This window comes from Salinifilum ghardaiensis, from assembly GCF_054491345.1.
In genome coordinates this window covers 2,590,996-2,617,749 of the sequence record NZ_CM137101.1, presented here as the reverse complement: position 1 = coordinate 2,617,749, position 26,754 = coordinate 2,590,996, and the positions used below count along the sequence as shown (strand labels likewise).

General features: G+C 72.6%; 27 protein-coding genes and 2 pseudogenes. 13 read left to right on the top strand and 16 right to left on the bottom strand.

Annotated elements, in window-relative coordinates; translation table 11 throughout:
- Positions 1–66: 66 nt before the first annotated feature.
- Positions 67–504, top strand: coding sequence for a PepSY domain-containing protein (locus ACVGV0_RS12030; RefSeq protein WP_459155753.1), 438 nt, complete (start codon positions 67–69; stop codon positions 502–504).
- 91 nt (positions 505–595) lie between these two features.
- On the opposite strand, the gene ACVGV0_RS12025 is transcribed toward ACVGV0_RS12030, so the two are convergent.
- The 7 genes and pseudogenes from ACVGV0_RS12025 to ACVGV0_RS11995 form a co-directional block, all read right to left on the bottom strand.
- Entirely contained in the window at positions 596–1,672 is a 1,077-nt protein-coding gene (locus ACVGV0_RS12025) for a cation diffusion facilitator family transporter (protein WP_459155752.1), read from the bottom strand.
- Positions 1,673–1,786: 114 nt separating this feature from the next.
- Positions 1,787–2,200 (bottom strand): MmcQ/YjbR family DNA-binding protein, encoded by a 414-nt coding sequence (locus tag ACVGV0_RS12020; protein ID WP_459155751.1) that lies wholly within the window; start codon positions 2,198–2,200, stop codon positions 1,787–1,789.
- Positions 2,201–2,426: 226 nt separating this feature from the next.
- The gene (locus ACVGV0_RS12015) at positions 2,427–2,612 is read right to left on the bottom strand and encodes a hypothetical protein (RefSeq protein ID WP_459155750.1); all 186 of its coding nucleotides are present in this window, start codon (positions 2,610–2,612) and stop codon (positions 2,427–2,429) included.
- A gap of 464 nt (positions 2,613–3,076) precedes the next feature.
- Positions 3,077–3,460 (bottom strand): annotated as a pseudogene (locus tag ACVGV0_RS12010) (peroxidase-related enzyme); the annotation flags it as partial.
- A 250-nt stretch (positions 3,461–3,710) separates the two neighbouring features.
- Entirely contained in the window at positions 3,711–4,697 is a 987-nt protein-coding gene (locus ACVGV0_RS12005; protein WP_459155749.1) for a malate dehydrogenase, read from the bottom strand.
- 161 nt (positions 4,698–4,858) lie between these two features.
- Positions 4,859–5,509, bottom strand: a complete 651-nt coding sequence (locus ACVGV0_RS12000) for an acetoacetate decarboxylase family protein (RefSeq protein ID WP_459155748.1) — start codon at positions 5,507–5,509, stop codon at positions 4,859–4,861.
- A gap of 103 nt (positions 5,510–5,612) precedes the next feature.
- On the bottom strand, positions 5,613–5,915 hold the full coding sequence (locus tag ACVGV0_RS11995) for a helix-turn-helix domain-containing protein (RefSeq protein ID WP_459155747.1): 303 nt from the start codon (positions 5,913–5,915) through the stop codon (positions 5,613–5,615).
- Positions 5,916–6,032: 117 nt separating this feature from the next.
- Here ACVGV0_RS11995 and ACVGV0_RS11990 point away from each other — a divergent pair, with 117 nt between their 5' ends.
- The gene (locus ACVGV0_RS11990) at positions 6,033–6,755 is read left to right on the top strand and encodes a 3-keto-5-aminohexanoate cleavage protein (protein ID WP_459155746.1); all 723 of its coding nucleotides are present in this window, start codon (positions 6,033–6,035) and stop codon (positions 6,753–6,755) included.
- An 11-nt stretch (positions 6,756–6,766) separates the two neighbouring features.
- Here ACVGV0_RS11990 and ACVGV0_RS11985 read toward each other — a convergent pair whose 3' ends face one another.
- Positions 6,767–7,489 (bottom strand): alpha/beta fold hydrolase, encoded by a 723-nt coding sequence (locus tag ACVGV0_RS11985; protein ID WP_459155745.1) that lies wholly within the window; start codon positions 7,487–7,489, stop codon positions 6,767–6,769.
- 288 nt (positions 7,490–7,777) lie between these two features.
- Positions 7,778–8,218: a VOC family protein gene (locus ACVGV0_RS11980; protein ID WP_459155744.1), complete on the bottom strand. Its 441-nt coding sequence runs from the start codon at positions 8,216–8,218 to the stop codon at positions 7,778–7,780.
- Positions 8,219–9,250: 1,032 nt separating this feature from the next.
- On the opposite strand from ACVGV0_RS11980, the gene ACVGV0_RS11975 reads away from it, so the two are divergent.
- The 6 genes from ACVGV0_RS11975 (at position 9,251) to ACVGV0_RS11950 (ending at position 14,026) form a co-directional block, all read left to right on the top strand.
- Complete coding sequence (locus tag ACVGV0_RS11975; RefSeq protein ID WP_459155743.1) at positions 9,251–9,757, top strand: hotdog fold domain-containing protein; 507 nt, start codon at positions 9,251–9,253, stop codon at positions 9,755–9,757.
- Positions 9,758–9,799: 42 nt separating this feature from the next.
- On the top strand, positions 9,800–10,648 hold the full coding sequence (locus tag ACVGV0_RS11970) for an NmrA/HSCARG family protein (RefSeq protein WP_459155742.1): 849 nt from the start codon (positions 9,800–9,802) through the stop codon (positions 10,646–10,648).
- Positions 10,649–10,684: 36 nt separating this feature from the next.
- Positions 10,685–11,668, top strand: coding sequence for a ring-cleaving dioxygenase (locus ACVGV0_RS11965; RefSeq protein ID WP_459155741.1), 984 nt, complete (start codon positions 10,685–10,687; stop codon positions 11,666–11,668).
- The gene (locus tag ACVGV0_RS11960) at positions 11,665–12,288 is read left to right on the top strand and encodes an alpha/beta hydrolase (RefSeq protein ID WP_459155740.1); all 624 of its coding nucleotides are present in this window, start codon (positions 11,665–11,667) and stop codon (positions 12,286–12,288) included. The genes ACVGV0_RS11965 and ACVGV0_RS11960 overlap by 4 nt, the downstream gene beginning before the upstream one ends.
- 126 nt (positions 12,289–12,414) lie before the next feature.
- Positions 12,415–13,020, top strand: a complete 606-nt coding sequence (locus tag ACVGV0_RS11955; RefSeq protein ID WP_459155739.1) for a DedA family protein — start codon at positions 12,415–12,417, stop codon at positions 13,018–13,020.
- A gap of 187 nt (positions 13,021–13,207) precedes the next feature.
- Positions 13,208–14,026 (top strand): SAM-dependent methyltransferase, encoded by an 819-nt coding sequence (locus ACVGV0_RS11950; RefSeq protein WP_459155738.1) that lies wholly within the window; start codon positions 13,208–13,210, stop codon positions 14,024–14,026.
- A 72-nt stretch (positions 14,027–14,098) separates the two neighbouring features.
- On the opposite strand, the gene ACVGV0_RS11945 is transcribed toward ACVGV0_RS11950, so the two are convergent.
- Positions 14,099–14,509 carry a nitroreductase/quinone reductase family protein gene (locus ACVGV0_RS11945; protein ID WP_459155737.1) on the bottom strand — a complete coding sequence of 137 codons (411 nt, stop codon included), beginning with the start codon at positions 14,507–14,509 and terminating at the stop codon, positions 14,099–14,101.
- A gap of 237 nt (positions 14,510–14,746) precedes the next feature.
- Here ACVGV0_RS11945 and ACVGV0_RS11940 point away from each other — a divergent pair.
- A pseudogene (locus ACVGV0_RS11940) lies at positions 14,747–15,847 on the top strand (IucA/IucC family C-terminal-domain containing protein); the annotation flags it as partial.
- 165 nt (positions 15,848–16,012) lie between these two features.
- Here the strand turns inward: ACVGV0_RS11940 and ACVGV0_RS11935 are convergent.
- From ACVGV0_RS11935 to ACVGV0_RS11915, 5 genes are all read right to left on the bottom strand, one after another.
- Positions 16,013–16,654, bottom strand: a complete 642-nt coding sequence (locus tag ACVGV0_RS11935; protein ID WP_459159994.1) for a DJ-1/PfpI family protein — start codon at positions 16,652–16,654, stop codon at positions 16,013–16,015.
- Positions 16,655–16,825: 171 nt separating this feature from the next.
- Positions 16,826–17,887, bottom strand: coding sequence for an adenosine deaminase (gene add / locus ACVGV0_RS11930; RefSeq protein ID WP_459155736.1), 1,062 nt, complete (start codon positions 17,885–17,887; stop codon positions 16,826–16,828).
- A 257-nt stretch (positions 17,888–18,144) separates the two neighbouring features.
- Entirely contained in the window at positions 18,145–18,870 is a 726-nt protein-coding gene (locus ACVGV0_RS11925) for a class I SAM-dependent methyltransferase (protein ID WP_459155735.1), read from the bottom strand.
- A 293-nt stretch (positions 18,871–19,163) separates the two neighbouring features.
- Positions 19,164–19,727: a dihydrofolate reductase family protein gene (locus ACVGV0_RS11920; protein ID WP_459155734.1), complete on the bottom strand. Its 564-nt coding sequence runs from the start codon at positions 19,725–19,727 to the stop codon at positions 19,164–19,166.
- Positions 19,728–19,882: 155 nt separating this feature from the next.
- Positions 19,883–20,326 carry a GNAT family N-acetyltransferase gene (locus ACVGV0_RS11915; RefSeq protein ID WP_459155733.1) on the bottom strand — a complete coding sequence of 148 codons (444 nt, stop codon included), beginning with the start codon at positions 20,324–20,326 and terminating at the stop codon, positions 19,883–19,885.
- Positions 20,327–20,543: 217 nt separating this feature from the next.
- On the opposite strand from ACVGV0_RS11915, the gene ACVGV0_RS11910 reads away from it, so the two are divergent.
- The 4 genes from ACVGV0_RS11910 (at position 20,544) to ACVGV0_RS11895 (ending at position 25,290) form a co-directional block, all read left to right on the top strand.
- Complete coding sequence (locus ACVGV0_RS11910; RefSeq protein ID WP_459155732.1) at positions 20,544–22,349, top strand: flavin-containing monooxygenase; 1,806 nt, start codon at positions 20,544–20,546, stop codon at positions 22,347–22,349.
- Positions 22,339–23,928: a Vgb family protein gene (locus ACVGV0_RS11905; protein WP_459155731.1), complete on the top strand. Its 1,590-nt coding sequence runs from the start codon at positions 22,339–22,341 to the stop codon at positions 23,926–23,928. The genes ACVGV0_RS11910 and ACVGV0_RS11905 overlap by 11 nt, the downstream gene beginning before the upstream one ends.
- A 161-nt stretch (positions 23,929–24,089) precedes the next feature.
- On the top strand, positions 24,090–24,704 hold the full coding sequence (locus tag ACVGV0_RS11900; RefSeq protein ID WP_459155730.1) for a class I SAM-dependent methyltransferase: 615 nt from the start codon (positions 24,090–24,092) through the stop codon (positions 24,702–24,704).
- 58 nt (positions 24,705–24,762) lie between these two features.
- Positions 24,763–25,290: a dihydrofolate reductase family protein gene (locus ACVGV0_RS11895; RefSeq protein ID WP_459155729.1), complete on the top strand. Its 528-nt coding sequence runs from the start codon at positions 24,763–24,765 to the stop codon at positions 25,288–25,290.
- Between the two features lie 183 nt (positions 25,291–25,473).
- Here the strand turns inward: ACVGV0_RS11895 and ACVGV0_RS11890 are convergent, their stop codons facing one another.
- Positions 25,474–26,718: a cation:proton antiporter gene (locus ACVGV0_RS11890; RefSeq protein ID WP_459155728.1), complete on the bottom strand. Its 1,245-nt coding sequence runs from the start codon at positions 26,716–26,718 to the stop codon at positions 25,474–25,476.
- Positions 26,719–26,754: the final 36 nt, after the last annotated feature.

The following is a 26,754-nucleotide window of genomic DNA, read 5'->3' as shown; positions in this document are numbered from 1 at the left end:
CCGCGTTGCGACTGTGGTGATCGACGGCGGCGAGGGGCCGCCGACCGCGACGAAAGGGCGGAGCACATGCGCAAGAAGCTGATCGGCGCGATCGCGGTGACGGGCGGCCTGCTCGGCCTGGGCGGCACGGCCGTCGCCGTCGGCGGCGCCAACGAACCGGACCCGCAGGACCAGGTCCAGCCGGCGGCTGCGCAGGCCGATCACCGCGTTGACCGTGACGACGACCGTGACGACTGGGACGACGCCGAGGAAGGCCGGCCGCACCGCGGCAACCCCTGGCCCGAGCACTGCAGCACCGGCGAGCCCACCATCAGCGGGAAAAACGCGGAGCAGCTCGCGAAGACCCGGGCTTCCGGAGCGGAGGTCACGGAGATCAAGCTCGACCGCTGCTACGGCCCCGAGTGGGAGCTCGAACTGCGCGAGGGCAATCTCGAATACGACGTGGACGTCGATGCGAACAGCGGCAAGATCGTCGAGTTCGAAACCGAACGCGAGGACGACTGAGCGGCACGCGAACTCGCAGGTCTCGACAACGCGTGTCGACGAACAACGCCGAGTACCCCGCAGGGCCCCGAGTCCGGTGGCGGTGCGGCTGTCAGGTCGGGCGCTGCCGGTGGTGGGCGAGCGCCGCGTGCGGATCGTGCCCGGCGGTGGGGGCGGGGTCGGTGTGCACGGTGGCCCGGGCCAGGCGGGTGACGGCGTGCAGCAGGCGGTGTTCGGCGTCGGCGGTGATGGCGTGCGCCTCGAGCACCGACAGCTCCGCGTCGACGACCAGGTCGGTTTCGGCGTGCAGCTGGTGCCCGACCCAGCGCATGCGCAGCGCCCCCACACCGCGCACCCCCGGGGTGGTGCGGAGCGCGGCACGGGCCTGCTCGACCAGGGCGGGGTCGACCGCGTCGAGCATCCGGGCGAAGACCTGCTTGGCCGCCCCGGCGAGCACGGCCACGATCGCCGCGGTGATCACCAGCCCGGCCACCGGGTCGGCCCACTGCCAGCCCAGGGCGGCACCGCCGGCGGAGAGCAGCACGCCCAGCGAGGTGAACCCGTCGGTGCGGGCGTGCAGCCCGTCGGCGACCAGCGCGGCCGAGCCGATCCGGCGCCCGACGACGATGCGGTAGCGGGCCACCAGCTCGTTGCCGGCGAAGCCGACCACTCCGGCCGCGGCGACCCAACCGAGGTGGGGCAGGGGTTGCGGGTGCACGAGCCGGTCGAGGGCCGTCCAGGCGGCCAACCCGGCCGAGGCGGCCATGACCAGCAGGACCACCAGCCCGGCGAGGTCCTCGCTGCGGCCGAGCCCGTAGGTGAACCGCCGCGTGGCCGCGCGCCGGCCGAGCAGGAACGCGATCGCCAGCGGGACGGCGGTCAACGCGTCGGCGAGGTTGTGCAGCGTGTCGCTCAGCAGCGCCACCGAACCGGTCATCGACAGCAGCACCGCCTGCAGCAGTGCGGTGGCCGCGAGCCCGGCGAAGGAGACCCACAGCGCCCGCATGCCGGTGCGGCTGGTCTGCAGCGCCTCGTCGACGCTCTCGGTGCTGCCGTGGCTGTGCGGCACCACCGCGTGTTTGACCCGCGACCACAGGCGCAGCGCCCGGGACCCGCCGCGGGCACCGCGGTGGTCGTGCCGGTGCTGTCCGTGCTCGTGCTGGCCGTGGTGCTGTTCGGTCACGGTCATCCACTCCCGGGTGGACGGAGGATGGTGACCAGCCGAGCGTATGCGCCCCTGTGCGCAGGCGACAATCCTGCAGGTGCTGGGGGAGAACCGGGCAGCGGGGCTGGGCGGGAGCGGTCAGGAACCGACCGCCTCCGGCGGCACGGGCCGACGAGTGCGGGGAAGCGCCTCGAGCACGATCCGGTAGGAATCGGTCACCAGCTCCTCGACCCGCTTCTTGGTGAGCGAACCACCGGGCCCCAACGTGATCCAGTGCCGCTTGTTCAAGTGGTAGCCGGGAGTGATGTCCGCATGCTCCTGCCGGAGAGCCGCGGCGTCGCTCGGATCGGCCTTGACGATCACGACCGGCTGGCCGGCCACGACCCTGCCGTCCCGCACGCGGGAGTGCCGCGGGACGTCGGTCATGAGCATGAACACCTTGCCACCGACCTTGTACACCTCCCAGTCCGGTCCGAAGGGGTGTTCGAGCGCCACCGCGGGCAGGTTCTCCGCCCGCTCGTGCGCCGTCCCCTGCAGGGTTCTCCCCTTCATCAACACTCTCCTCATCACCACGAGCACAGCCGCACCACCGGCGCACAGTGGACTGGTCACCGTCCACGGTGACCAGCACCGGCCTCCGTCGGGTCAGGGCTGCGAGGCCTCGGCAGCCCGCCACAGTGGACGAGCGTCCCGCCGCGAACCCCGAGAAGCAACGACGCCGGCGGCCTCGGCGAACCGAGACCACCGGCGTCGCGGGCCGCGCTTCCTGCGCGGCGTGTCACATGTCCTCGTCCTCGTCCACGAGGAGCTCACCGCCGCCCACGTCGTCCAGCTGACGACGGGCGCGGGTGAGCGCCTGCGTGCGGGACCCGTTGATGTGCGCGGTGTGCTGACCTTCACCATCGGTGATGATCCAACCGCGCAGCAGTCCCGGGCTGACACGTCGACGGTGCGTGATCGTCATGAGGAACCCTCCTCCTTCGTGTCCAACGGGCGGACCCACCGCCCGAGCACGAGCCACACCGGGGAGAGGTCTGCACGCACGGCCGCACTCGACGCGCACCGGCACCGCGCGGGGCACCCCGTGCCCCGCCGCGACAGCCATCGCGCGGATGCAGCACCGACGCGGCACCAGCGCCGCGCGTTCACACGCAGACCACAGCGTCGTGACCAGGAGCACCTGAACCGGCTCCACCCGACTGTCACGACAGGTCGCGCAACCGCCACCTCGATCAGCCGCCACCGTGCTCGGCGATCGATTCCCCGTGGCTCGTCACCACCCACCATACACCCGTTCGACGCGCGCGTCCACGCGCAGCGCGCACGGGGGCCACGCACGGCAACACCGCGCGACGGCCGTCGAACCCGTCGGGCGCGACCAAGTTCCGATGTGGGCGGTGGAGCGCCCCGACGGTCACCGGGGGACGGTCACCGGGGAAGCCGCCCCATGAGGAAGAACTCGGGGTCGGGTTGCAGCGCGGTCAGGTGGGCCATCCGGTTGGACAGGCCGAACAGGGCGGTGATCGCGCCGATGTCCCAGACCTCGTCGTCGGTGAGGCCGGCGGTGCGGGCGGTGTCGAGGTCGGCGTCGGTCAGGGTCGCGGAGCGGGTGGCGATGAGCAGGGCGAGGTCGACGATGGCGCGCTCGCGGGGGTTCAGCCACACGCCGCAGGGGTTGGTGGCGACCCCGTCGGCGATCTCGGCGTCCTTGGCGCGGACGCGCAGGATCGCGCCGTGGGCGACGACGCAGTACGTGCAGTGGTCGGCCCCGGAGGTGGCCACGACGACCAGTTCGCGCTCGGCCCTGCTCAGGTCGGACGTGGTGCCCTCAAGCACCTCGCCAGTCTGCTCGGGCAGCAGGAAAGTGGCCAGGCAACCGGAAAAATCCAGCACCCGCGACGCCTACGACGCAACGAGAGCGCACCGGACGGCACCCGCCGCGACATGCACCGGCAACGTTCCCGCGGGCAGCAGCGCCACCACCCGCCGCTGCGCAACGGGGCGGCCGGCGTCCACACCGGACACCGACCGCCCCGCGGTCACCTGCGCAGTCGCGCCGCGGTCACACCAGCCCCAGCCGGCGCACCGTGTCGCGCTCCTCGACGAGCTCGTTGACCGTGGCGTCGATCCGCTCGCGCGAGAACTCGTTGACCTCCAGGCCCTGCACGATCTCGAACTTCCCGTCGCGCGCCCGCACCGGGAACGAGGAGATCAAGCCCTCCGGCACGCCGTAGGAGCCGTCCGAGACGACCGCCGCCGAGGTCCAGTCGCCCTCGTCGGTGCCGTTGACCCACGTGTGCACGTGGTCGATCGCCGCGTTCGCCGCCGACGCCGCCGAGGACGCGCCGCGCGCCTCGATGATCGCCGCGCCGCGCTGGGACACCGTGGGGATGAACTCCTCGGACAGCCACGCCTGGTCCACCTGCTCGGCCACCGGCTTGCCGCGGGCCTCCGCGTGGAACACGTCCGGGTACTGCGTGGCCGAGTGGTTGCCCCAGATGAACAGACGGCGGATGTCGGCCACCGACACGTCCAGCTTCTTCGCCAACTGGGTCAGCGCCCGGTTGTGGTCCAACCGCGTCATCGCCGTGAACCGGTCGGCCGGGATGTCCGGCGCGTGCGCCTGCGCGATGAGCGCGTTCGTGTTCGCCGGGTTGCCCACCGCGAGCACCCGCACGTCCGAGGCCGCACCGGCGTTGAGCGCCTCGCCCTGCGGGCCGAAGATGCCGCCGTTGGCCTCGAGCAGGTCACCCCGCTCCATGCCCTTGCCGCGCGGCCGCGCACCCACCAGCAGCGCGACGTTGGTGCCGTCGAAAGCCTGCCGCGCGTCATCGGTGATGTCGATGCCGCTCAGCAGCGGGAACGCGCAGTCGTCCAGCTCCATGGCCGTGCCCTCGGCGGCCTTGACCGCCTGCGGGATCTCCAGCAGCTTCAACCGCACCGGCGTGTCCGGGCCGATGAGCTGGCCGGAGGCGATGCGGAACAACAGCGCGTAGCCGATCTGACCGGCGGCACCGGTGACGGTCACGGTAACGGGCGTGGGGGTCATCAGCGTTGATCTCCTGCTAGCCGGGTCGATTACCTAGCGGGATGCTATCCGGCCAGCGCAGCCAGCCAATGCACCCCGCTGCGGATCACATCCGGCGCGTTCGAGAGGTGTGCCACACCGCCCGCTGCGCGGCCTCGGGCCCAGCGCCCGCGGCGGGCCGGTCACGGCCGGCAGCGGTCGACCGCCACGCCGAACAGCACCGCCGCGTCCGCCACCACCGCAGCGGCCACCGGCCGCACGCCGTGCAGGAACCCCAACGGCCCCGAGGGGTCGAACTCCCACGCGGCCCGCATCCCGCGCACCCGACCCAGCAGCAGGTTGTGCGCCACGATGCTGCGGCCCTGCCACAGCTGCGCCGTCGACAACGGCACCCGACGCCGCCCCGGCAGCACCGCCCGCCCGTCACGCGCCCGCAACCGGACCACCGAACGATCACCGACCCGCAGCACCGCCTCCATCGCCGCACCTTCCACGCGGCGCTCGAAGGAACCGAGCTGCTTGGGAATGCCCCACAGCTCGCGGCCCCCGTGCTGCGCGCGCTCGTCGTCCACCCAGATCCGCGGAATCGAGCAGTGCACCCGCACACCCCGCCGCACGGCCACGGCCAGCAGCAGCTCCTCGTACTGCAGCACCCCGCCGGGCGCGTAGTGCACGAACGCCACCCCGAGCGTCACCCGTCCACCGAACGTACTCAACCGGTGCCCCGGCGGCACGTGCGCGAACACGTCACCGGGAACCGCCGCCACCGGCACGCGGAACACCGACATCCGCAGCGTCCCGCCCAGCAACCACGGCTCCGGCGGATAGTCCACCCCCGCGGCACCGCGCCACCACCCCGATCGCTGCACGCCGCTCACCGCCTTCCCACCGACAGCCCGCGCCACCCGCCGCGGGCGAGGGGAGAGGTCCGGCTGGTCACGCACCCGAACCGGACCAGAAAGCCCGCCCCACCTCGGACAGGTGAAACCCCTCCGGCGCCGACTCCACCAGCCCCAGCTCGCGCAACCGCCACACGTCCGACTTCACCCGCGACACCGGCCGGTGCACCTCGGCGGCCACCTCCGCCGCCCGCACCGGACCGCCGCACAGACGCCCCAGCAACCACCGCGTCCACGGACCCCGATGACTCGACGTGTCCAACCGCGCCAGCCCGCGCTCGATCGCGTCCTGCTGCCGCTGCGACAACCGCCCGCCGCGGGCGTAGACCCCGCCACTCACAGCGCCCCACGATAACCGCGCCAACCGCCCGCCGCCGACACCGCGATCACCACCGGCAAGAACGCAGCGCAGCGCCTCGACTACCGCACGAGGGCCACAGCGGCGACAATGGGGACCATGTTGCAGGTCTGCCTCAACGGTGCGCGCTCCGCGCAGGAACACTTCGACCTGCCCGTGCGGGCCGAACAACTCGCCCGGGCCGCCGCCGACGCGGTCGCGGCCGGCGCCACCGACATCCACCTGCACCCCAAAGGCCCCGACGGCACCGACGACCTCTCCGCTCCCGCCGTGGCCGCCACCCTCCGCGCCGTGCGCGCCGCCACCCCCGGCGTCCGCATCGGCATCGCCACCGGCTCGTGGACCATGCCCGAACCCCGCGCCCGCCTCCGCACCATCAGCTCGTGGACCGTGCTGCCCGACCACGCCGCGGTCAACTGGCACGATCCCGCCGCCGACGACATCGCCCGCGCCCTGCTCGACCGCGGCATCGGCGTCGAAGCGGGCGTGCACTCCGGCACCGACGGCGACCAGCACTTCCTGCGCTCACCCCTGCGGCACCACGTGCTGCGCGTGCTCGCCGAAATCACCGACACCACCGCCCGCGGCGCCGAGCGCACCGCCGCCTCCCTGCTCGAACGACTCCGCCCGGTGACCGTGCCGATCCTGCTGCACGGCGAAGGCCCCGGCGCCTGGACCGTCCTCGACGTCGCCGCCCGCCGCGGCCTGGACGCCCGCATCGGCCTGGAAGACACCCTCCACCTGCCGGACGGCGACGTCGCCACCGACAACGCGGCCCTGGTCACCGCCGCGCTGCACCGATGGGAGAGCCGCGTCGGCTGACCCGGCCGGGCTCAGGCCGAGGTGTCACCACTGGCGGTGACCACGTCCGCCACCGCACCGGCCACCAGGTCCGGACGGCTCCAGTTCGGACAGTGCCCGGTCGGCAGCACCACCGTCGACACCGACTGCCACGGCACCTGCGCCGACACCAGCTCGGGCAGCCGGTCCTGCGCGCACCGCAGCACCGTCGTCGGCACCGACCGCCACGCCGCCGCACGCACTCGCTGCGTGCCCACCTCCGGATTGCTCGGCCGCAGCAGCGCGCACGCGTCCCGCACCCGACGCGCCGAGCAGTCGTGCAGCAACGCGTTCCGCGCCGACTCGTCGGTCAACTCCACCAACCCGTCGGTGCGCCACCGCACCTCCTCACCGGCCGCCGACGGGGCAGGGGTGGGCGAGAGGTCCGCCATGCTCTCACCCACGTCAGGCATCGCCGCGGCCACGTACACCAGGTGCCGCACCGCCGGATGCGGCCCCGCAGCCGCCTCCGTGATCACCACACCGCCGTACGAGTGCCCGCACAGCACCGCCGGCCCGGACAACTGATCCAGCACCGCCCGCACGTGCGCGACGTCGTCGTGGAGATCTCCCGGCGCCTGGAACAGCCCGCCCCCCGCGCTCGGCAGGTCCACCGTGACGCTGGGAACCTGCCGCGCGTCGAGATCCGCCACCACGTCCTGCCACGACCACGGGCCCAGAAAACTGCCGTGCACCAGCACCACCGTCGTCGCCATATCGAAACGCTAGCGCGTCACCGCCGGGAGCAACACTCCGCGGCACGCCGGACCCGCCGCGGAACATCCGTCCACACGCGACACCGATCGCGACATGCCGGGACCGGACGGCTGCTCGCGCTGCGAACGCGCACCCGCACCGAGGCCCGGGGAAGGACGGTGGGAGCGGATGGCGCCCCGACCGGTCCGTTGTCGAGGCCGCGTCCGGGAGCGCCGATCCGACGGTGCAACTGCGGTTCCTGGCCGGCCCGAGGGGGGCGTTCGGCGCCCTCTGATCCGGCTGCTGGTTCACCCGAGTTCCTGTGCCAGCCCGACGATGATTCCCTCCGGGCCGCGCACGAAGCACAGCAGGTAGCTGTCCTCGAACTGCGCCACCTCGCCGACGAGCTCGGCACCGTGGGCGCGAAGCCGGGGGAGGACCTCGTCGAGATCGTCCACGGCGAACATGATCCGCCGGATCCCCAGGGCGTTCACCGGCGCATCCGCCGGCTCGGCCCGGATCGCCTCGGGCTGGTGGAACTCGGACAGCTCCACCCGGCCGTGCCCATCGGGGGTGCGCAGCATCGCGATCTCGGAACGCGCGTCGTCGATGCCGATCACGCGGTCCGCCCAACGTCCTTCGATCGTCGTGCGGCCTTCGAGCTCCATGCCGAGCTCGGTGAAGAACGCGATGGCGGCCTCCAGGTCGTCGACGACGAGGAGGACGTTGTCCATCCGCTGCAGCGCCATGCCCGGCAGCGTAACCCGCCCGCTGAGGGCCGGCACCGTTCGACGATGCGCCGTCGGAGGAGGGGCCGCCGACTCATACTTAACATAATGTGCATTATCGGACCGCGAGATGCCCGTGGTGATCATTCACGAGAGCGGTTCGCGCCGCCCGTTGCGACGTCGCGAACGCGCGGCGCGCCACCGGCCTCGTGCCGGCCGGTCGGCTGCCGGCGCCTGCTGCTGCCACGTCGCCGGTCCGGATCAGCCGTGACGCGGTCGCACGCGCGATTCCGAGCGCATCGCAACGGCCGCGCGGTCGCTGTTGATCATCGATGGCCGGACCGATCATCGGTGACCGGGTCGTGCGCCCCCGCGGTCGGACGCTCCTGCGCCGCCTCCGCGGCCCTGCGGAGGAGCTCGACGGACGTGGCTGCGCGGGCCCGTTCACTCGTTGTCGCCACGAGACCCTTCACCGGTCCTGCTGTTTCCGCCCGGGTTTGTTCACCGCACTTTCGTCACTGTGACGAATTCCGAGGGGTGGGGCTCGAGGTTGAGCGGCTGCCGGCGAGCAGTCGTTCCGCCGCAGCCGGCCCGTGCGGCGACCTGGCGCGGGCACGACGTGTCGGCGCTCGACCCCGGCTGCGCTGAGTTCGTGCCCGCCGGATCGGTTGCCCCGCCGGGTCGTTGTGCATCCGGGTGCGGGTGGCGAACGCGCGGAACGGTGGGTGCGCGACCTCTCGGGCGGCGGACGTGCGGTCTCGCCTGCCCCGCGACCGCTCTCCCGCGCTGATCTTTTTTCATGCATAATGTACGTTATGCATGAAATATGAGGTTCCGATCCGCACGTGCGCGGCGGTCCCTCGTCGCCGAACCTCTCGTCGGCCGTCCGCGCTCCCCGCGCGGACCACTTCGCTCCCCCGTCCGGACTCGTCGCCTGCCGCTTCCCCGCGGCCACGCGCTCCCCCTCGCTCCGCCGGCGTGCACCGAGTCCCCCTCCCCGATCGCGCCGAGGCCGGTTCCCCCATTTTGTTACTTCCGAGTAGCATCCTGGGCATGGCTGATGTCGACCCCGGGACGAACCCCGCCTCCCACCCCACCGGGACGCTGAAGACGTGGCAGCGGCTGTCGGCCCGCCCGGGCGGGCGCATGTTGTTCTCCCTGGCCACGGCGCTGCGCGCGCCGTACTTCGGCACCGTGCTGCCGAAGGTGCGCGAGATGCGCCCCGGCCGGTCCGTGGTGACCGCGCCGAAGTGGTGGGGCGTGCACAACCACATCGGCACGTTCCACGCCATCGCGGCCTGCAACCTCGCGGAGATGGCCATGGGGATGCTCGCCGAAGCCACCGTGCCCACCACGCACCGGTGGATCCCCAAGGGCATGCGCACCTCCTACGTCGCCAAGGCCACCACGGGCCTGCGCGCCGTGGCCGCGCTCGACCCGCTGCCCGCGTTCGGCGAGCAGGGCCAGGAGATCGACGTCCCCGTCGGCATCTACGACACCGCCGGCACCGCCGTGGTCGAGGTGACCATCACGATCTGGGTGACGCCGAAGAAGCGGTGAGCCACCGGGCGCCGCGTGCGCCCCGCTCGCACCCTGAGGAGCATGGACGAGCCCACCACGACCGTGCTCGGCGCGACCGGAGGGCAGGGCGGCGCGGTGCTGCGGGCGCTGCGCGCCGGGCGGCACCCGGTGCGGGCGGTCGTGCGCGAGACCACCTCCCCCGCGGCGCAGCGGCTCGCCGGCGAGGGGGTGGAGGTCGCTGCGGCGGACCTGTTCGACGCGGACGGCCTCACCCGCGTGTTCACCCACGCCTCCGCGGCGTTCGCCGTGACCACCCCGTTCGAATCCGGCGCGCAGGCCGAGGTCGCCCAGGGCGAGGCGATCGCCACCGCCGCCGAACGCGCCGGGTTGCCGTACCTGGTGCTGGCGTCGGTGGCCAGCGCCGACCGCCACACCGGGGTGCCGCACTTCGACAACAAGGCCGCCGTGGAGCGGCGGCTGGCGGACACGTCGGTGCGGCACGCGGTCGTGGCACCGACGTTCTTCTACGACAACGTGCTCGGCGATCCGGCCATCGGTGAAGGGCGGCTGCCGCTGGCGCTGCCGGGTGACCTGCCGCTGCAGCAGACCGCCCGCGAGGACGTGGGGGCGCTGGTGGCGCACCTGCTCACCCGCCAGGACCCGCCGGTGGGCGTGCGCATCGAGGTGGCCGGGGACGATCCCACCCCGCGGCGGATGGCCGCGGTGATCACCGCGGCCTCCGGGCACCCGGTGCACCACGACCACGTGCCGGTGGAGGCGGTGCGGGCCGACAGCGCTGATCTGAGCGCGATGTTCGCCTTCCTGGCCGAGACGGGCTACCAGGTGGACGTGCCCGCGCTGCGGCGCGCTTTCCCGGGAGTGCCCTGGACGGGTTTCGCGTCGTGGGCCTGGCGGCAAGCCTGGCCGTAGCGAGCCGAGGCCGACCGGTTCCGGGAGGCGAGGATCATGCCGAGCGTGCCCGCAGGGCTGCACCACGTCACCGCGATCGCCACGGATCCCCAGCGCAACGCGGATTTCTACCACAGCGTGCTGGGGCTGCGGCTGGTGAAGACGACGGTGAACTTCGACGCGCCCGAGACGTATCACCTGTACTTCGGCACCGAGGAGGGCGCACCGGGCACGTTGATCACGTTCTTCCCGTGGCCGCAGGCGCCGCGGGGCCGTCCGGGCACGGGGCAGGCGACGACGGTGGCGTTCTCCGTGCCGAGCGGGTCGTTGGGCTGGTGGCAGCGGCACCTGCAGCAGGCCGGTGCGGCGGCCTCCGCCCCGCACGCGCGGGAGGACGAGGAGGTGCTGGGGCTGCGCGATCCGGACGGGTTGGCGCTCGAGCTCGTCGCGCACTCCGGCGGGGACGAGCGTCCGCCGTGGCCGGGGGGTCCGGTCCCGGTCGAGCACGCGATCCGCGGGTTGCACGCGGTGACGGTGACCGAGGCGAGTCACGAGCACACCGCGGCGTTGCTGTCGGAGACGTTGGGTTTCCGGCTGGAGCGCGAGCAGCGGGCGCGGTTCCGGTTCGGCGCGGGGGCCGGCGGTCCGGGTGCGCGGGTGGACGTGCTGTGCAGTCCGGAGGCGCCGCAGGGCCTGGTGGCCGCGGGCACGGTGCACCACATCGCCTGGCGCACCCCCTCGGACGAGGAGCAGGTGTCGTGGCGGGAGACGCTGGTCGACGAGGGGTTGAACGTGACGCCGGTGCTGGACAGGCAGTACTTCCACTCGATCTACTTCCGCGAGCCGGGTGGGGTGTTGCTCGAGATCGCCACGGATCCGCCGGGGTTCACCGCGGACGAGCCGTTGATGGCGTTGGGGCGGGCGTTGCGATTGCCGCCGTGGTTGGAGCCGTCGCGGGCGGAGATCGAGCGGAACCTGCCGGCGTTGCGCTCGCCCGGCCCGGACGAGGAGCTGCTCGCGGGCGGCAGCGGTGGGTCGTGATCGGTGAGCTGGTGCACCGGTTCGTGCCGGCGGGGCGCGGCGAGGCGCTGACGCTGGTGCTGCTGCACGGCACCGGTGGTGACGAGCACTCCCCGGTCGGATGCGGTGCGCGGTTGGACCCGGGGGCGGCGCTGCTGTGCCCGCGCGGTCCCGTGGGGCTCGGCGGCGGTGGGTTCGGCTGGTTCCGCCGTGACGACGCGGGCGCTGTGCTCGCCGGTGATCTCGTGTCCTGCGGGGCGTTGCTGGGCGCGTTCCTGCCGGCCGCGTGCGTGCGCTGCGGGGTGGATGCGGCGCGGCTGGTGCTGGTCGGCTGCGGTGATGCGGCGACCGCGGTCGCCGCGGTGGTGCTGCAGCAGCCGCAGCTGGTGCGGGCGGCGGTGGTGTTCTCGCCGGGTGTGCCGTTCGACGCGCCGCCGGCGGTGGATCTGTCGGCGGTGTCGGTGTTCGTCGCGGCCGAGCGCGCGGGTCCCGGCGTGCCGCCGCGGCAGGCGGTGCGGTTGGTCGAGCAGTTGCGCAAGCGGGGCGCGCCGGTGCGGACGTGCTGGGACGGTGGTGCGGCCGAGGTGGTGTCGTGGTTGGCGGCGCTGCGCGTGGCGCTCGGGGTGGGTTCCGCGCCGTGAGGCGGGTGGGAGCTCGCGCTGGCCGCATTCGACCGCTTCGCCGCTGGCTGAGGGCCCACCGGATGCGGTGCGCGGAACTGCGGGATGGTTGCGGGGACGGTGACGCGGTGCCGGGGAGAGAGCGCGATGGTTCCTGTGGAGGCGGTCCTCGCCTCGGGGTGGGCTCCGTTGCTCATCGCCCTGGTGATCCTGGGGTCAGCCGTGTTCCCGCCGCTGCCGAGCGAAACGGTGCTCGTCGCCGCCACCGGTGCGGCCCTGGCCGGTGGTCTGCCCGTCACGCCGGTGCTGCTGGCGACCACGAGCGGTGCCCTGCTGGGGGATGTGGCGGCGTACGCGCTCGGGCGCGTGCTCAGCCGTCGCGCACGCGGCGTCGCTGCTCGCCCGATGCGCGGCCGGCGCGTGCTGCGCTGGCTGGAGGAGCGCGAGACCACCTGGGGGGCGGGGATGGTGGTCGCCGGACGTTTCGTCCCCGGCGGCACCACCGCCGTCGGTGTCTCGGCCGGTGTTCTGGCGTATCCGTTTCCGCGTTTCCTCGCGGCCGCCGCCGTCGGGGCGGTGCTCTGGACGGGCTACGGGCTGACGTTGGCCTCCCTGGGCCGTGCTGTCCTGCCCGGCAGCTCCTGGGGCGGTGTTCTGCTGGGCATCGCGCTCACGCTGACCGTCGCCGGGCTGCTCCGCCTCCTCTGCGGCGTGCGCATCCGGGGGCGTCGCACTGCGCGTGCGCAGCGGTAGCGCGGTCCGGGCAGCAGGCGTTTCACGTGGGCGTGCTGATGCGGGCGGTCCACCGGCGGGTGGAGGTCGTTTCGCGTGCGGAGGGTTCCTCCGCCGGGGGTGACGCCGGGGTGCGTGCGGCGTTCGCCGGGGACGGGTGGTGTAGAAACGGGGTGATCGCCCCTTGCGTCGAGATCCGGGAGTGCGGATGAGTGCCGAGTCGCCGATGAGCATGCAGCCCCCGCCCGAGGTCAACGATGCGCAGCCGAACTCGGCGCGGATGTACGACTTCCTGCTCGGCGGGTCGGCGAACTTCGCCGTCGACCGGGAGGCCGTCGCCGACATGCAGCGCGTCTTCCCCGACGCGGCCCACTACGCGGGTTGCAACCGCGCTTTCCTCGGCCGCGTGGTGCGGTACCTGTGCCGGATCGGCATCGACCAGTTCCTCGACCTCGGTTCGGGGGTACCCACTGTCGGCAACGTCCACGAGATCGCTCTCGCCGAGAACCCGGCCGCGCGGGTGGCCTACGTCGACCACGAACCGGTCGCGGTGCACCACGCCCGGCGGTTGCTCGGTGCGGGCGAGGAGCGCGTCAGCGTCACCCAGGCCGATCTGCGGGATCCCGATGCGGTGTGGAACGCGCCCGGTGTGACCGGGTTGCTGGATCTCACCCGTCCGGTGGGGTTGCTGGCCGTCGGGGTGCTGCCGTTCGTGCTCGGTGGGGAGGCGCGCGCGCTGATGACCGAGTACCACCGTCGGCTGGCGCCCGGCAGTTACGCCGCGGTCAGCCACCTGGCGCAGCTGGGCATGACCGACGAGCAGCTCGCCGCCGGGTTGGAGGTCATGCGCCGCACCCCCACCCCCGAGGAGCCCCGCACCGTCGACGAGGTGCGCGAGGTCCTGGCTGCTTACGCACTCGTCGAGCCCGGCATCGTGCCCGTGCCCACCTGGCATCCGGAGTCCTCGCCCAGCGAGGACGAGGTCCAGCGCAGCAACTGCATCGGCGGGATCGGCCGCCGTGCGTAGCGGGGTGTCCCGGCGCGTGCCGGGGTGCGTGCGCGTCGTCGCTGGTCGGCTTCGCCTCCCCCGGCGGCTGCGTCACCGCGGGTCGAGGCGGATGGTCAGCAGTTCGGTGCCGAATCGCCGCACGGCCGCGGCGTGGGCGGGGCGGTCGAAGCTGTCCAGCCGGGCCTGCGGGTCGTCCTGGCCCAGCACGTGGGCGGTGGCGGGGAACCAGGTGCGGTCGAGGCGCAGTCGCACCTGCGGGTCGGCGCGCAGGTTGGCCACGTAGCCCGCGTGGCGGCCCTGTTCGGCGACGATCCATCCGCTGCCGCCGGCCAGGTGCAGGCCGACCGCTGTGCGGCGGGTCCGGCCGGTGCGGCGTCCGGTGGTTTCCAGCAGCGTGTAGCCGGGGGTGAGACCCGCCCACGCGGCGAGTTTGATCGGCGGGTTGAGCAGGTACTTCTGCAGCAGCCGCACGCGTCGGCGGCGCAGGGCGGCATCGGCCACGATGCGGGCTCCTTCCGCTGGGGTGTGGTGTCCCGGGTCAGTGTGCGCGGGGGGACCGGTGTCGTGGAGACGCCGCGCCGCGATGGACGTGCCACCGTGAGATCGCCGCATACCGCCGCCCGGGCGGTGTGCGGGGTGAGATGGCCTTCGCCGTTTCGAACCACGCAGCGGCCTGCGCGCGGGCCGTAGGATCGGCGCGCCACGCGCCGCGACGTTCCGGAAGGGGCATCGACATCCATGTTGCTCGACGGGACGGGAGGCTGGCTGCGCACGTGGCAGGAGTCCGAGCGCTACGCCGGCGGCGGCACGCGCGACTACAGCCGCTTCGCCGCGGACATGGACATCGCGGCGGCCTACCACCCGCAGCGCGGTGCGGAATCCTTCACCGTGCCCACCTTCCGCATCGCCCCGGAGCGCGGGCGGTTCCTGCGGGGCGCGTTGGCCTCGCCGGTGGTGGAGCACTACCGCTGCGGCGACGGGTTCGTGCTGCCGGTGCATCCGGAGACGCTGACCGTGCCCGACCTGCTCGGGCGGGAGGAGTTGCTGGCGTGCCCGCGTGGACCGGATCTGGAGGTGGTGCCCTCGGCGAACGCGCGCACCGTGTTCGTCGAGAGCATCGGTGGTGAGCCGGTGGAGCCGCACTTCGTCAAGCTGCACTACCCGAAGCGCCTGTCGCGGTTCACCCGCAGGCTGCGGCAGCCGATCATCCGGTTGCAGCTGTGGGCCGCCGCGGAACTGGTGGCGGTCGACGTGCCCTTGGTGGCCGAAGTGGCCGGTGGGGTGTTCGGGCACGACGAGCGGGACGCGTGGGGTTTCCTCGTGCGCGAAGCCCGTCCTCGCCTGACCGGCGGTGGGGTGGGCTCCGCGTCGGAGTACGTGCTGCCGCTGCTCGCGCTGTACGGCCGGGACGTGCGGAGTCCGGGTGATCCGCCGCTGCTGCGGCAGTTGGTCGACCGCAGCGGTGAGGATCCTGGTGAGTGGCTGGCCCACCGGGTGGTCGCCCCGGTGGTGCGGTTGTGGGTCGAGACCCTGCGGCGCACCGGGTGCGTGATGGAACCGCACGGGCAGAACACGTTGCTGGCCACCACCGCCGACGGGCGGGATACGCGGGTGCTCTACCGGGACTCCGACGTGTACGTGGACCCGGTCATCCGCCGCGGGAGGGGGTTGACCGGCCCGCTGCCGCCGGTGAACGTGATCTCCCACGATCTGCACCGCCCGCGGGAGCACGTCTTCAGCCTCACCTACGACAGCTTCATGGGGCATCACACGCTCGATCGGCTCGCCCGGTGCGTCGAGGAGGTGTACGGGGTGCCGCCGCGGCGGTTGCAGCGGGTGGCGCGGGAGATCTTCGTCGAGCAGGCGGGGGCGGCGCTGCCGCTGCCGGGTTCGGTGCACTACTACGACGATCAGCTGCACCCCGATGGCGGGTGGCGGCTGGTGGACACGGGGGAACTGCCGCGGTGGCGGTCGGTGAGTGGTGCGCGAGCCGGCCGGTGTCGGTCAGGACTGTCCGGTGTGGAACCGGCTGGTGCTGCGCAGGTCCGCGACCAGTTCGGCGGGTGCGGTGCGCGGCGAGCCGGCCGCGTGGGGCGGGTGCGGGTCGTATTCGATGCCGAGTTGGATGCGTTGCGCCGCCGCGTCGCCGGCCAGTCGTCCGGCCAGGGTCAGGGCCATGTCGATACCGGCGGACACACCGGCGGCGGTGAGGTACTTGCCGTCGGCGACGACGCGTTCGTCCGCGGCGGTGGCGCCCCAGGTGGTCAGGTGTTCGCGGCCGAGCCAGTGCGTGGCCGCGCGGCGGCCGGACAGCAGCCCGGCGGCGGCGAGGACGAGCGTGCCGGTGCACACGCCGGTGGTGTAGGTGCTGGTCGCGTCGGCGGTGCGCAGCCAGCGGTGCAGCGGCCCGTCGGCCATGTGCTCGCGCTGCCCCGGGCCGCCGGGGACGAGGACCACGTCCGGGGCGGGCACGTCGGTGAAGGCGGCGTCGGCGGTCAGCGCGAGCGTGCCGGCGTTGTCGCGCACCGGTCCGGGCTGTTCGGCGGTGAGGACGACGTCTACCCCGTCGATGCGGTGCAGCACTTCGTAGGGGCCGACCGCGTCCAGCGGGGCGAACCGGTCGAACAGGGCGATCGCGATGCGCATGCTCCTCCTCCGCTCGTGTGCGCCGCGTGTCTCCGCGTCGTCGGCGACTGCCAGCCAACCAGCTCGGCCGTCGGAGATCAATCGGTGCTGGGCAAGGTCGGTGCCGGCAAGCGCGTCATGCAGCTGCTCTGGTGAGGTGCCCGGCGCTGCCGGGCACGAGAGCTCTCCGAGTCACAGCACGTCCTCGCTTCCTGCTGCCGGTGGTGACGGTGCTGCGGCGTCCGGGACCGGGATGGCGTCGATCTCGGCGAGCAGCGCGGTTTTGCGTGCCGGTTCGGCGAAACTGGCGTGCACACCGTTGCGGGCGAGCTGGGCCAGGGCGGCGGGGTCGAGCCCCATCGCCGCGGCGGTGCGGTACTCGCCGGTGAGGTCGGTGCCGAACATCGGCGGATCATCGGAGTTGAGGGTGACCAGCAGTCCGGCCTCGAGCATGCGCGGCAGCGGATGCTCCTGCAGCGAGGGCACCGAGCGGGTGCACAGGTTGGAGGTCGGCGAGACGTCCAGCGGCAGCTGCTGTTTGCGCAGGTGCTCGACCAGGGCGGCATCGCGCACGCTGCCGATTCCGTGGCCGATCCGTTCCGCTCCCAGGGCGTGGATCGCCGACCACACCCGCTCCGGTCCTTCGGTTTCGCCGGCGTGCGGCAGGCTGCGCAAGCCGTGCGCGCGGGCGCGGGCGAACAGGTCGGCGAAGGGATCGCGGTCGACTTCCAGCCCGCCGATGGACAAGCCCAGCACGCTGGCCGGGCCGTGTGCCAGCACCGCCGCCAGGGTGTCCTCTCCAGCGGCGACGCCGTAATCGCCGGCGAAGTCCGGTACCCAGCGGATGGTGATGTCGTGCTCGGCTTCGACCTGCTTGCGTCCCCGCTCGAGTCCGGCGAAGACGACTTCGGCGGGGATGCCGCGTTCGAGGTGGTCGCTGAGGCTGACGTTGACCTCGGCGTAACGCACGTTCTGCCGCGCCAGGGAGCGGGCGGTTTCGGCGGCCAGCAGGGCGAAGTCGTCCTCGTCGTGCAGGACGCGCACGGCGTTGCGGTACACCTCGAGGAAATGGCCGAAGTCGCGGAAGGCGTACCAGGAGCGGATCTCGGCCAGCGAGCGCCGCAAGTCACCGATCCGGTGCTTGCCGGCCAGGGCCAGCAGCGTGGCCGGCTGCATCGAGCCTTCCAGATGCACGTGCAGCTCGACCTTGGGCAGCGCGGCGAGGAACTCCTCGAACGAAGCGGCCGCGGTCATCACGGGTTTCCTCCAACGGTCAGCTCGCACCGTACACACGCACTCTGCTGAGTGCGCGGCGGGGGGCGGGAACGGCGAGGGCGTCTCCAGCCCATTACCAGGCGAGATCGCCGCGTTCGTGCTCCTGACCGTAGAGCGGCAGTGCGGGCACCACCCACCCCACAACGCTGTTGGAAGGCGCCCACGTCAACACACCCGCATACTAGATCACCGCGCGAGCCCCGTCGACTCCGCAGCGTGACGCTCGGAGGCAGAACTCACACGACGCGTGCCACGCACAGGACCGACTGGCCGAACGGCACCCTGACGAACCGCTCGATGCCCCGGGTCACCGGCACCGCGCAGCGGTCGTAGAGCGAGACCAGCTTCGGGTTCGGCGCAGCGACACCGCCCTTGCGGACCGCGGCCCACCAGGCGAACCCGCCGAGGAAGTTCACCGGCCGCGCCAGGTCGACGTGCAGCCCCGCAGCGCGCACCGCCGCGCTGAGGGTGGCGGGCGTGTAGCGGCGGACGTGCCCGACCTTGCGGTCGAACTCGCCGTAGAGGCGCTGGTAACCGGGCACCCACAGCACGATCGTGCCGCCCTGCACCACCGACTTCGCCAGCCCCTGCAGGGCGGCGACGTCGTCGTCGATGTGTTCGAGCACGTTGATCGAGACCAGGGAGGCCACCGGCTCGGACAGCGGCGTGGACCCGTCCACGTCGAACGTGCCGACTTCGACCTCGGGCCGGTCGGCGAAGCGCTGCCGCATCCGCTCCACCGCTGCCGGATCGACGTCGGTGACGACGTAGCGGTCCCGGCCGGTGAACCCCTCGGCGAACTCGCCGAGGCCGGCGCCGACTTCCAGCACCGTCCGACCGCAGTACTGGCCGATCAAATCGCGCTGGTACTGCAGGTAGTTCGGCTTTCCGCGGTCGTTCTCCAACGCACGCCCGGTCGCCGCGGTGAACGCGCCCTCACCGTGTCCGCCGTCCTCGCACATCCCCTGCTCCGGTCCCCGCTCGCCTGGCCGTTGGTCACGTGTTCGGAGCAGGCCCGGGCGCGATGCGTCAGCGAAAGCCGGAACCGCCCCGGAGCAGTCCGAAATGCCCTTGATGTCCACGAAGTTCGAGCGAACCGTAGCAGCGCATCCCTGTCGTTGGGGACGATCACCACGCGGGCGCTGCGATTGTCACCGGAACGTGTGTGCTCGAGCAGGGCTGCCGCAGGTTCCCCGAGCACGATGCGCTCCCGGTCGAAGGCGGCCGAAACCCGCGCCGATCCGAGGTCGGGCACTCAACGCCTGGTCTCGTACCTGGTCAGGACCACGCCGTCGGGAAACGTCCGCGTCTCCACCAGGGTCAGGTTCACCCAGTTGTCCAGGGCCGCAAAGAACGGCGTGCCGCCGCCCACCAAGACCGGTGCGGTGGCCAGCACGTACTCGTCGATCAACCCGGCCCGCATGGCCGCCGCGGCGAGTGTGGCGCCGCCGATGTCCATGGGGCCGCCGTCCTCGGCCTTGAGCCGGGTGATCTCGGTGACCGCGTCGCCGGTGACCAGGCGGGTGTTCCAGTCGACCGTGCTGGTCGTCGCGGAGAACACCACCTTTGGCATGTCCCGCCAGCGGCGGGCGAACTCAATCTCCGCCGGTGTGGCGCCAGGCTGCTGGTCGGCGGTCGGCCAGTGGGAGCTCATCGTCTCCCACAGTTTGCGCCCGTACAGCGCCAGGCCCGTCGCGCCCACCCGGTCGGACCACCACTGGAACAGCTCGTCGCTCGGGACGCTCCAGCCGAGGTCACCGCCGGGCGCGGCGACGTAGCCGTCCAGGCTGAGGTTCATGCCAAAGGTCAGTTTCCGCATAGCGTCAGCCCCCCGTTGGTCGGTATTTCGGCGTGCAGACCAGCACAGTGCGGAAAAATCATCGCTCAGGACACACCGAGAGCCGGTTGACCACCGCGCTAAGTGGATGCTGCGTGCAGCAGGTCTTCGGCGGGAAGTACCTGAGCAGCGGTAGTTCACGGCCGGGTATCGAGCCGGACGCGGCAGCGCCGACCAGGTCGGCTCCGCGCGACTGGTAGAAGGACGTGGCGTCGGGGGTCGGACGCGATGCGGACCTGACGGAAGCCCAGCCTGCGGGCGGTGTCGCACATGTGGTTCCAGAGCTGTCCGCCGATGCCGTGGCCGACGGCGGACGGCTCCACGAACAAGTAGCCCAGCTCCCCCTCCGGGGGCTGCCCTTCCAAGCTGTAAAAGCCCATGGGTCTGCCTCCGCTGTCCGCGACGATCACCCGGCGCGCCTCCAGCTCCGCCGGGTGCAACGTCAGCTCGTCACGGCACGCCTCGAGGAACGTCCGGTCGTATCCCCAGCAGCCTTTCGAGCGCAAGGCCAACTCCGTCAAGACGCCCACCTCAGCAGCGGCCGCGGGCCGCAACACGATCTCCTCCAGCACGCGTGCCACGCCACCAGCCTGCATCGGCAGCGATCATCCGGGCCGCGGAATTTCAGTTGCGGACCCCCTTGCGTGCACCCGCGGACGCGGCGCTCAGCGGGGTGTGGCCTGGACCTGCGGTGTTGCAGATGCACGGAAGCCGCACGCGCGGTCTCGGCGGCGGCGCTGCGGGGCTGCTACCGTTGTAAGTCAGTTGACTGATTTAGATGGTGGGAGGAAGGTCGGCATGGTGCCATCGCGGTCCCCGCGAACCCCCGAGGAGCTCGACTTCGACCCCGAGGAGCTCCGCGCCCGCTACCGGGCCGAGCGCGCGCGCCGCGTCCGCCCCGACGGCAGTGCGCAGTACCGCCGCGCGGCCGGCGAGTTCAGCGACTACGCCGAGGACCCGCACGCGCAGCCCCAAGCTCGGGATCCCCTGGTCGACCGCGTGGACGCGGTGGTCATCGGCGGGGGCTTCGGCGGACTGCTCGCGGGCGCGCGCCTGCGGCAGCAGGGGCTGGAGCGGATCCGCGTGGTCGAGAAGGGCGGTGACTTCGGCGGCACGTGGTACTGGAACCGCTACCCCGGCATCCACTGCGACATCGAGTCCTACGTCTACCTGCCGCTGCTGGAAGAGGTCGGCCACATCCCCGAGTGGAAGTACTCCCCCGGCGAGGAGATCCGCCAGCACGCCATGGCGATCGGCCGCACGTTCGACCTCTACCGCGAGGCGTGCTTCCACACCGGTGTCACCGAGCTGCGCTGGGACGACTCCGAGTGGGTCGTGCGCACCGACCGCGACGACGAAATGCGCGCGCACTACGTGGTGGTCTCGAACGGAACGCTCGACCACCCGAAACTGCCGGGCATCCCGGGCATCGAGGAGTTCGCGGGGCACATGTTCCACACGAGCCGCTGGGACTACGACTACACCGGCGGCGACGCGAACGGCGGCCTCGCGGGGCTGGCCGACAAGCGCGTCGCGATCATCGGCACCGGCGCCACGGCGATCCAGGCGGTGCCGCACCTGGCACGCGACTGCCAGCACCTGTACGTGTTCCAGCGCACGCCCTCGGCGGTGGACGTGCGCGCCAACCGCCGCACCGACCCGGAGTGGGCCGAGTCGGTACGGCCCGGTTGGCACGCCCGGCGCCGGGAGAACTTCCAGGCGCTGGTCACCGGCCACGAGGTGGACGAGGACCTCGTGGACGACGCGTGGACCGCGAGCGGCCACCTGCTCGGCAAGATCACCCCGACCGACGCCCGCGCGCACCGCGACCGCGACGAGTGGGAGCGCACCGAGGAGCTCCTCGACTTCGAGAAGATGAACCGGCTGCGCGCCCGCGTCGACGACGTCGTCGACGACCCGGCGACGGCCGAGCTGCTCAAACCCTGGTACCGCTACGGCTGCAAACGCCCAACCTTCAGCGACGAGTACCTGCAGGCGTTCAACCGGCCCAACGTCACGCTGGTCGACACCGCGGACCGCGGCGGAGTCGAGCGGATCACCAGCAACGCCCTCGTGGTCGGCGAGCAGACCTGCGAGGTGGACTGCGTCATCTTCGCGACCGGTTTCGAAGTGGGGCGGTCGGACGTGCTGACCGGGCGACTGCCGGTGCGCGGCAGGGACGGCGTCAGCCTGCTCGAGTCGTGGCGCGCCACCGGGACGCGCACGCTGCACGGCTTCTGCAGCAACGGGTTCCCGAACCTGTTCCACCTCGGTCCGCTGCAGAACGCCCCGTCGGTGAACTTCACGCACGTGCTCGACGAGCAGGCCGTGCACGTCGCCGCCGTCATCGCCGAAGCCCGCCGCCGCGGGGTGAAGTGCGTCGAACCGACCGTCGAGGCGGAAACCGCCTGGGTGGAGACGATCCGGCGGACGGCGCCGCAGCAGGAGTGGTTCGACGCCGAGTGCACACCGGGCTACTACAACAACGAGGGCGATCCGCGCACCCGGCAGATCTACGGCCGCGGTCCCGCGGCGTTCCACCAGCTGCTGCGGGAGTGGCGCTCCGGCGACGGGATCAACGAGGTGCTCGGCGATGCGCGTTGACCCGACCCGCGGCAGCGCGCACCCGCGCGACGAGCGGTGGCGGGCCGCGCGCCTGACCGGAACCAGCCCGCTGCAGGGGTCCAACGGTGTCGCGTTCGGACCGGACGGCCGGCTGCACGTCGCCGAGTACCTCGCCGGGCGGATCAGCGCCGTCGACCTCCCCTCGGGCGAGGTCGAGGTCGTCGTCGACGGGCCCGTGCAGTCGCCCGACGACCTCGCGTTCGGCACCGACGGCTCCATGTACATCGCCGACCTCACACCGGGCCGGGTGTGGCGGCGCAGCCCCGACGGCGAGTTCGCGCTCGTCGCCGAGGTGCCGGTGCCCAACGGCATCACCTGCCTCGGCGACCGGTTGTTCGTCAACGAGATGCGGATGGGCGGCCGGGTGCTGGAGCTGTTCCCCGGCGGAGGGGATCCGGTGGTGCTCGCCGAGGGGCTCGCGATGGGCAACGCGATGCAGTTCGGACCCGACGGCTACGTGTACTACCCGCACATGCTCACCGGCGAGGTCCACCGCGTGGCACCGGACGGCGGCGGGGCGGAACTGGTCGCCGAGGGCGTGCACGCGCCCGTGGCCGTGCGGTTCGACCGCAGCGGGGTGCTGACCGTGCTCTCCCGCGGGCAGGAGGGCATCGTCACCCGGATCGACCTGTTCGGCTCCGGTGCCCGCACGGTCGGCGCCACCGAGCTGTCCGGCATGGACAACGCCGCGTTCGACGCGGACAACCGCATGTTCGTCTCCAGCTTCGCCGAGGGCGGCATCGCCGAACTGGCACCCGACGGGCGCGCGCGCCGGATCGTGCCGACCGGTTTCTGCGGCCCGTACGGGGTGGCCGTCGACTCCTCCGGGGCGGTGTTCGCCGGGGACAACTACCGGTTGGCCGAGGTCGAGGGCGCAGCGGCGCGGACGCGGGAACTGCTCGTGCTCAGCCACGGGGTCGTCGCCGACGACCGCGGCCGGGTGCACCTCACCTCGCAGTACGGCGCGGTCAGCAGTTACGAGCCGGACCGGCGGGAGCTGACCAGGCGCGCTGCGGAGCTCGACCAGCCCATGGGCCTGGCCGCGCGGTCCGACGGCGCGCTCGTCGTCGCCGAGGCCGGCGCGGGGCGCGTCGTGACCATCGACGAGGACGACGTGCTCGACGTGCTCGTCGGCGGGCTGGACGCGCCGGTGGACGTCGCCGTCGACGCGGAGGATCGCTGCCACGTCTGCGACGAGCGGCGCGGCGCGGTGGCGCGCGTCGACGACGGCGCGCTCGTCCCGCTGGCCGAGGGGCTGGATCGCCCGCAGGGCATCGCCGTGCACGGCGGTGAGCTGTTCGTCGTGGAGGTGGGACGGCGTCGGCTGCTGGCGATCGACCTGGGCAGCGGTGCGAGCACCGTCGAGGCCGAGGAGCTCGGCGTCGGGCCGCCCGCAGGGACGTCGCGGGCCCAACCGGCGCTGTTCAACCACGGCCTGCCCGGGGTGCCGGCCCCGTTCGCCGGGGTCGCGGTCGGCGGGGACGGTGCGCTGTACGTGTCGGCCAGCGACGCCGGCACCGTGCTGCGCCTGCAGCGCAGCGGTCGGGCGCCGGCGTGATCCGGTACCGCTGCGCGAGGGGGCGCGCTGCCGGTGTGCCGGCCGGTGCGGCGAGTCGCACACTGGAGGCTCGCGGACGTGCCGGAGGCGGGGCGTGCTCCGGCCCGACCCGCCTCGACCCCGGGCACGCCCCGCCCCGAGACCACCGGAAAGAGCGCGCCATGACGTGGGACGAGCGACACGAGGGCGTGGGCGCTCGCCTGCTGCGCCGCAGCTTCGGACGTCCGAGCGGGCTGCTGGGCCGCGTCGGCGGATGGGTGATGGCGCGGGGGAACGCCGCCACCGAACGGCACGTGGTCGAGCTCGCGGACCTTCGCCCCGAGGAGGTGGTGGTCGTGCTCGGGCCCGGGCCCGGCCTCGGTGTGCAGGCCGCAGCGCAGTGGTCGGGACACGTCATCGGGATCGACCCGTCCGGGGTGATGCTGGCCAGTTGCGCGCGACGCTGCGCTGGGCTGATCGACCGGGGCAGGGTCCGACTCCGGCGGGGCACCGCCGACAGCACCGGCCAGCCCAGCGGGTCGGTGGACGTGGTGCTCGCAGTGAACACCGTCCAGCTCTGGCCGGACTGGGACGCCGCGCTGGCCGAGCTGCACCGCATCCTGACCCCGGGCGCGCGCCTCCTGCTCTCCGCGCACCGCAGGTGGCTGCCCGGCGGGTTGGCCGCGCACGTGGAACGAGCGGGGTTCGACGACATCCGCACCTGGAGGTGGGACCCGCCCGGCCGAGGCGCTGCTACCGCGGTGCAACTGCGCGCTCGACGCGCCGAACACGCATGAGCCGATCAGCTGGTCGTTCGGTGTCGGCGGCCAGGAGAGGATCCACGGAGGCGAGGCCATGGCCAAGCTGCTGTACTCGGTGAGCATGTCCCTCGACGGCTACATCGCCGGCCCCGGCGGCGACATGTCCTGGCTCACCGAGCACCTCGCAGGTGAAAACCCAACGGCGGAGCGCTTGCTCGCCAACGTGGGCGCGATCCTCGCCGGGAACACCACGTTCGGCGGTGACGACCCGAACCGCGGCACCGACAGCGAAGGCGCGTTCGGCGGTCGCTACCACGGCCCGGTGTTCGTGCTGACCCATCGACCACCGGTCGAACCGCCCGCGGGTGTCACGTTCCTGACCGACCTGCGCAGCGCGATCACCCGGGCGGGGGAAGCTGCGGGCAATCAGTACGTCACCGTCCTCGGGGCGAACGTCGCCGCGCAGTGCATCGAGCGGGAACTGCTCGATGAGGTCCTGGTGTTCCTCGTTCCGGTGCTGCTCGGCGATGGCGTGCGCATGTTCGACCGCCCGGGGGGAACGAACGTGCGGTTGGAACCGGTTCCCGGCGAGGCGGCGCACTGGTACACCGTCTGCTACTGATCCGGTACCGGCGGAGAACTCCCGGCGACGGGGTCACGCCCGGTTGCGTCGCTGTGCCCGTTGACGTGGTGCCGGCGGATCTCACCGCACTGCCCGGCAGCTGAGCGCGCCCACCCGGGGCGCTCGGCCCCGAGCCGCCGTCTACTGCCCCGCCCCGGAACGTGAATCCGCGAGGAGGCACCGCTACTGCCCTGATCCGTCCACCGGACCGGGTGCGGAGGAGGTCGTGCTCGCCACGCGCGGCTGCGTCCCCGTGGCAGAAGTCGATCGGTGCGGGAGGAGGCGGCGCGCCAGCGGTTCCACGAAGCGGGCTGCCACCGGCCCGAGGATCGCCATGAGCAGGACGTAGGCGGTGGCCAGGGCGGCCAGCTGCCCGGACACCGCGCCGGAGGACACCGCCAGTCCGGCGATGACGATAGAGAACTCCCCGCGGGCGACCAGCGCCGCCCCGGCCCGCAGGCGCCCCATCCGGCCCAGACCCTGCAGGCGGGCGGCCAGCCACCCGGTGAGGACCTTCGTCGCGGTCGTGGCCAGCGCGAGCAGCAGCGCGACCGCCAGCACGGGCGGGATCTCCGCCGGGTCGGTGTTGAGTCCGAAGACCACGAAGAACACCGCCGCGAACAGGTCGCGCAGCGGCTCCAGCATGCGGGTGGCGTTGGCCGCGGTGGAACCGGAGATCGCGATCCCCAGCAGGAACGCCCCGACCGCGGCCGAGACCTGCAGCTCCGAGGCGACCCCGGCGACCAGCAGCGCCGCGCCCAGGAGCCGCAGCAGGAACACCTCCGAATCGGGGCTGTGCACCAACGCCGAGACGTACTTGCCGAAGCGCAGCGCGACCACCAGCACCAGGGTGATCACCACCATCGACACCCCCACCGCGGTGAGCCCGCCGAGGAAGCCGACCCCGGCCAGCAGGGCGGTCAGGATCGGCAGGTAGATCGCCATCGCCAGGTCCTCGAACACCAGCACCGACAGCACCACCGGGGTTTCCCGGTTCCCCAGCCGGCCCAGGTCACCGAGCACCTTGGCGACGATCCCGGAGGAGGAGATGTAGGTGACCCCGGCCATGGTCAGCGCCCCGATCGGCCCCCAGCCCAGCAGCCAGGCCACGAGCGCGCCCGGCGCCGCGTTCAGCGCGATGTCGGTCAGACCGGCCAGCCAGGACCGGCGCAGCCCGGTGACCAGTTCGCTCGCGGAGTACTCCAGGCCCAGCAGGAACAGCAGCAGCACCACGCCGATCTCGGAGGCCAGGTGGGTGAACGGTGCGATGCCGTGCAGCGGGAGGAGCCCGCCGGAGCCGAAGGCCAGCCCGCCCAGCAGGTACAGCGGGATCGGGGAGATCCCGATCTTCCAGGCGAGTCTGCCCAGCAGGCCGAGGCCGAAGAACACCGCTCCCAACTCGATCAGGGAGATCGCCGTGTCGTGCACCGTGTTTCCTCTCGCATGGTCCTGCCTATGGAGTTG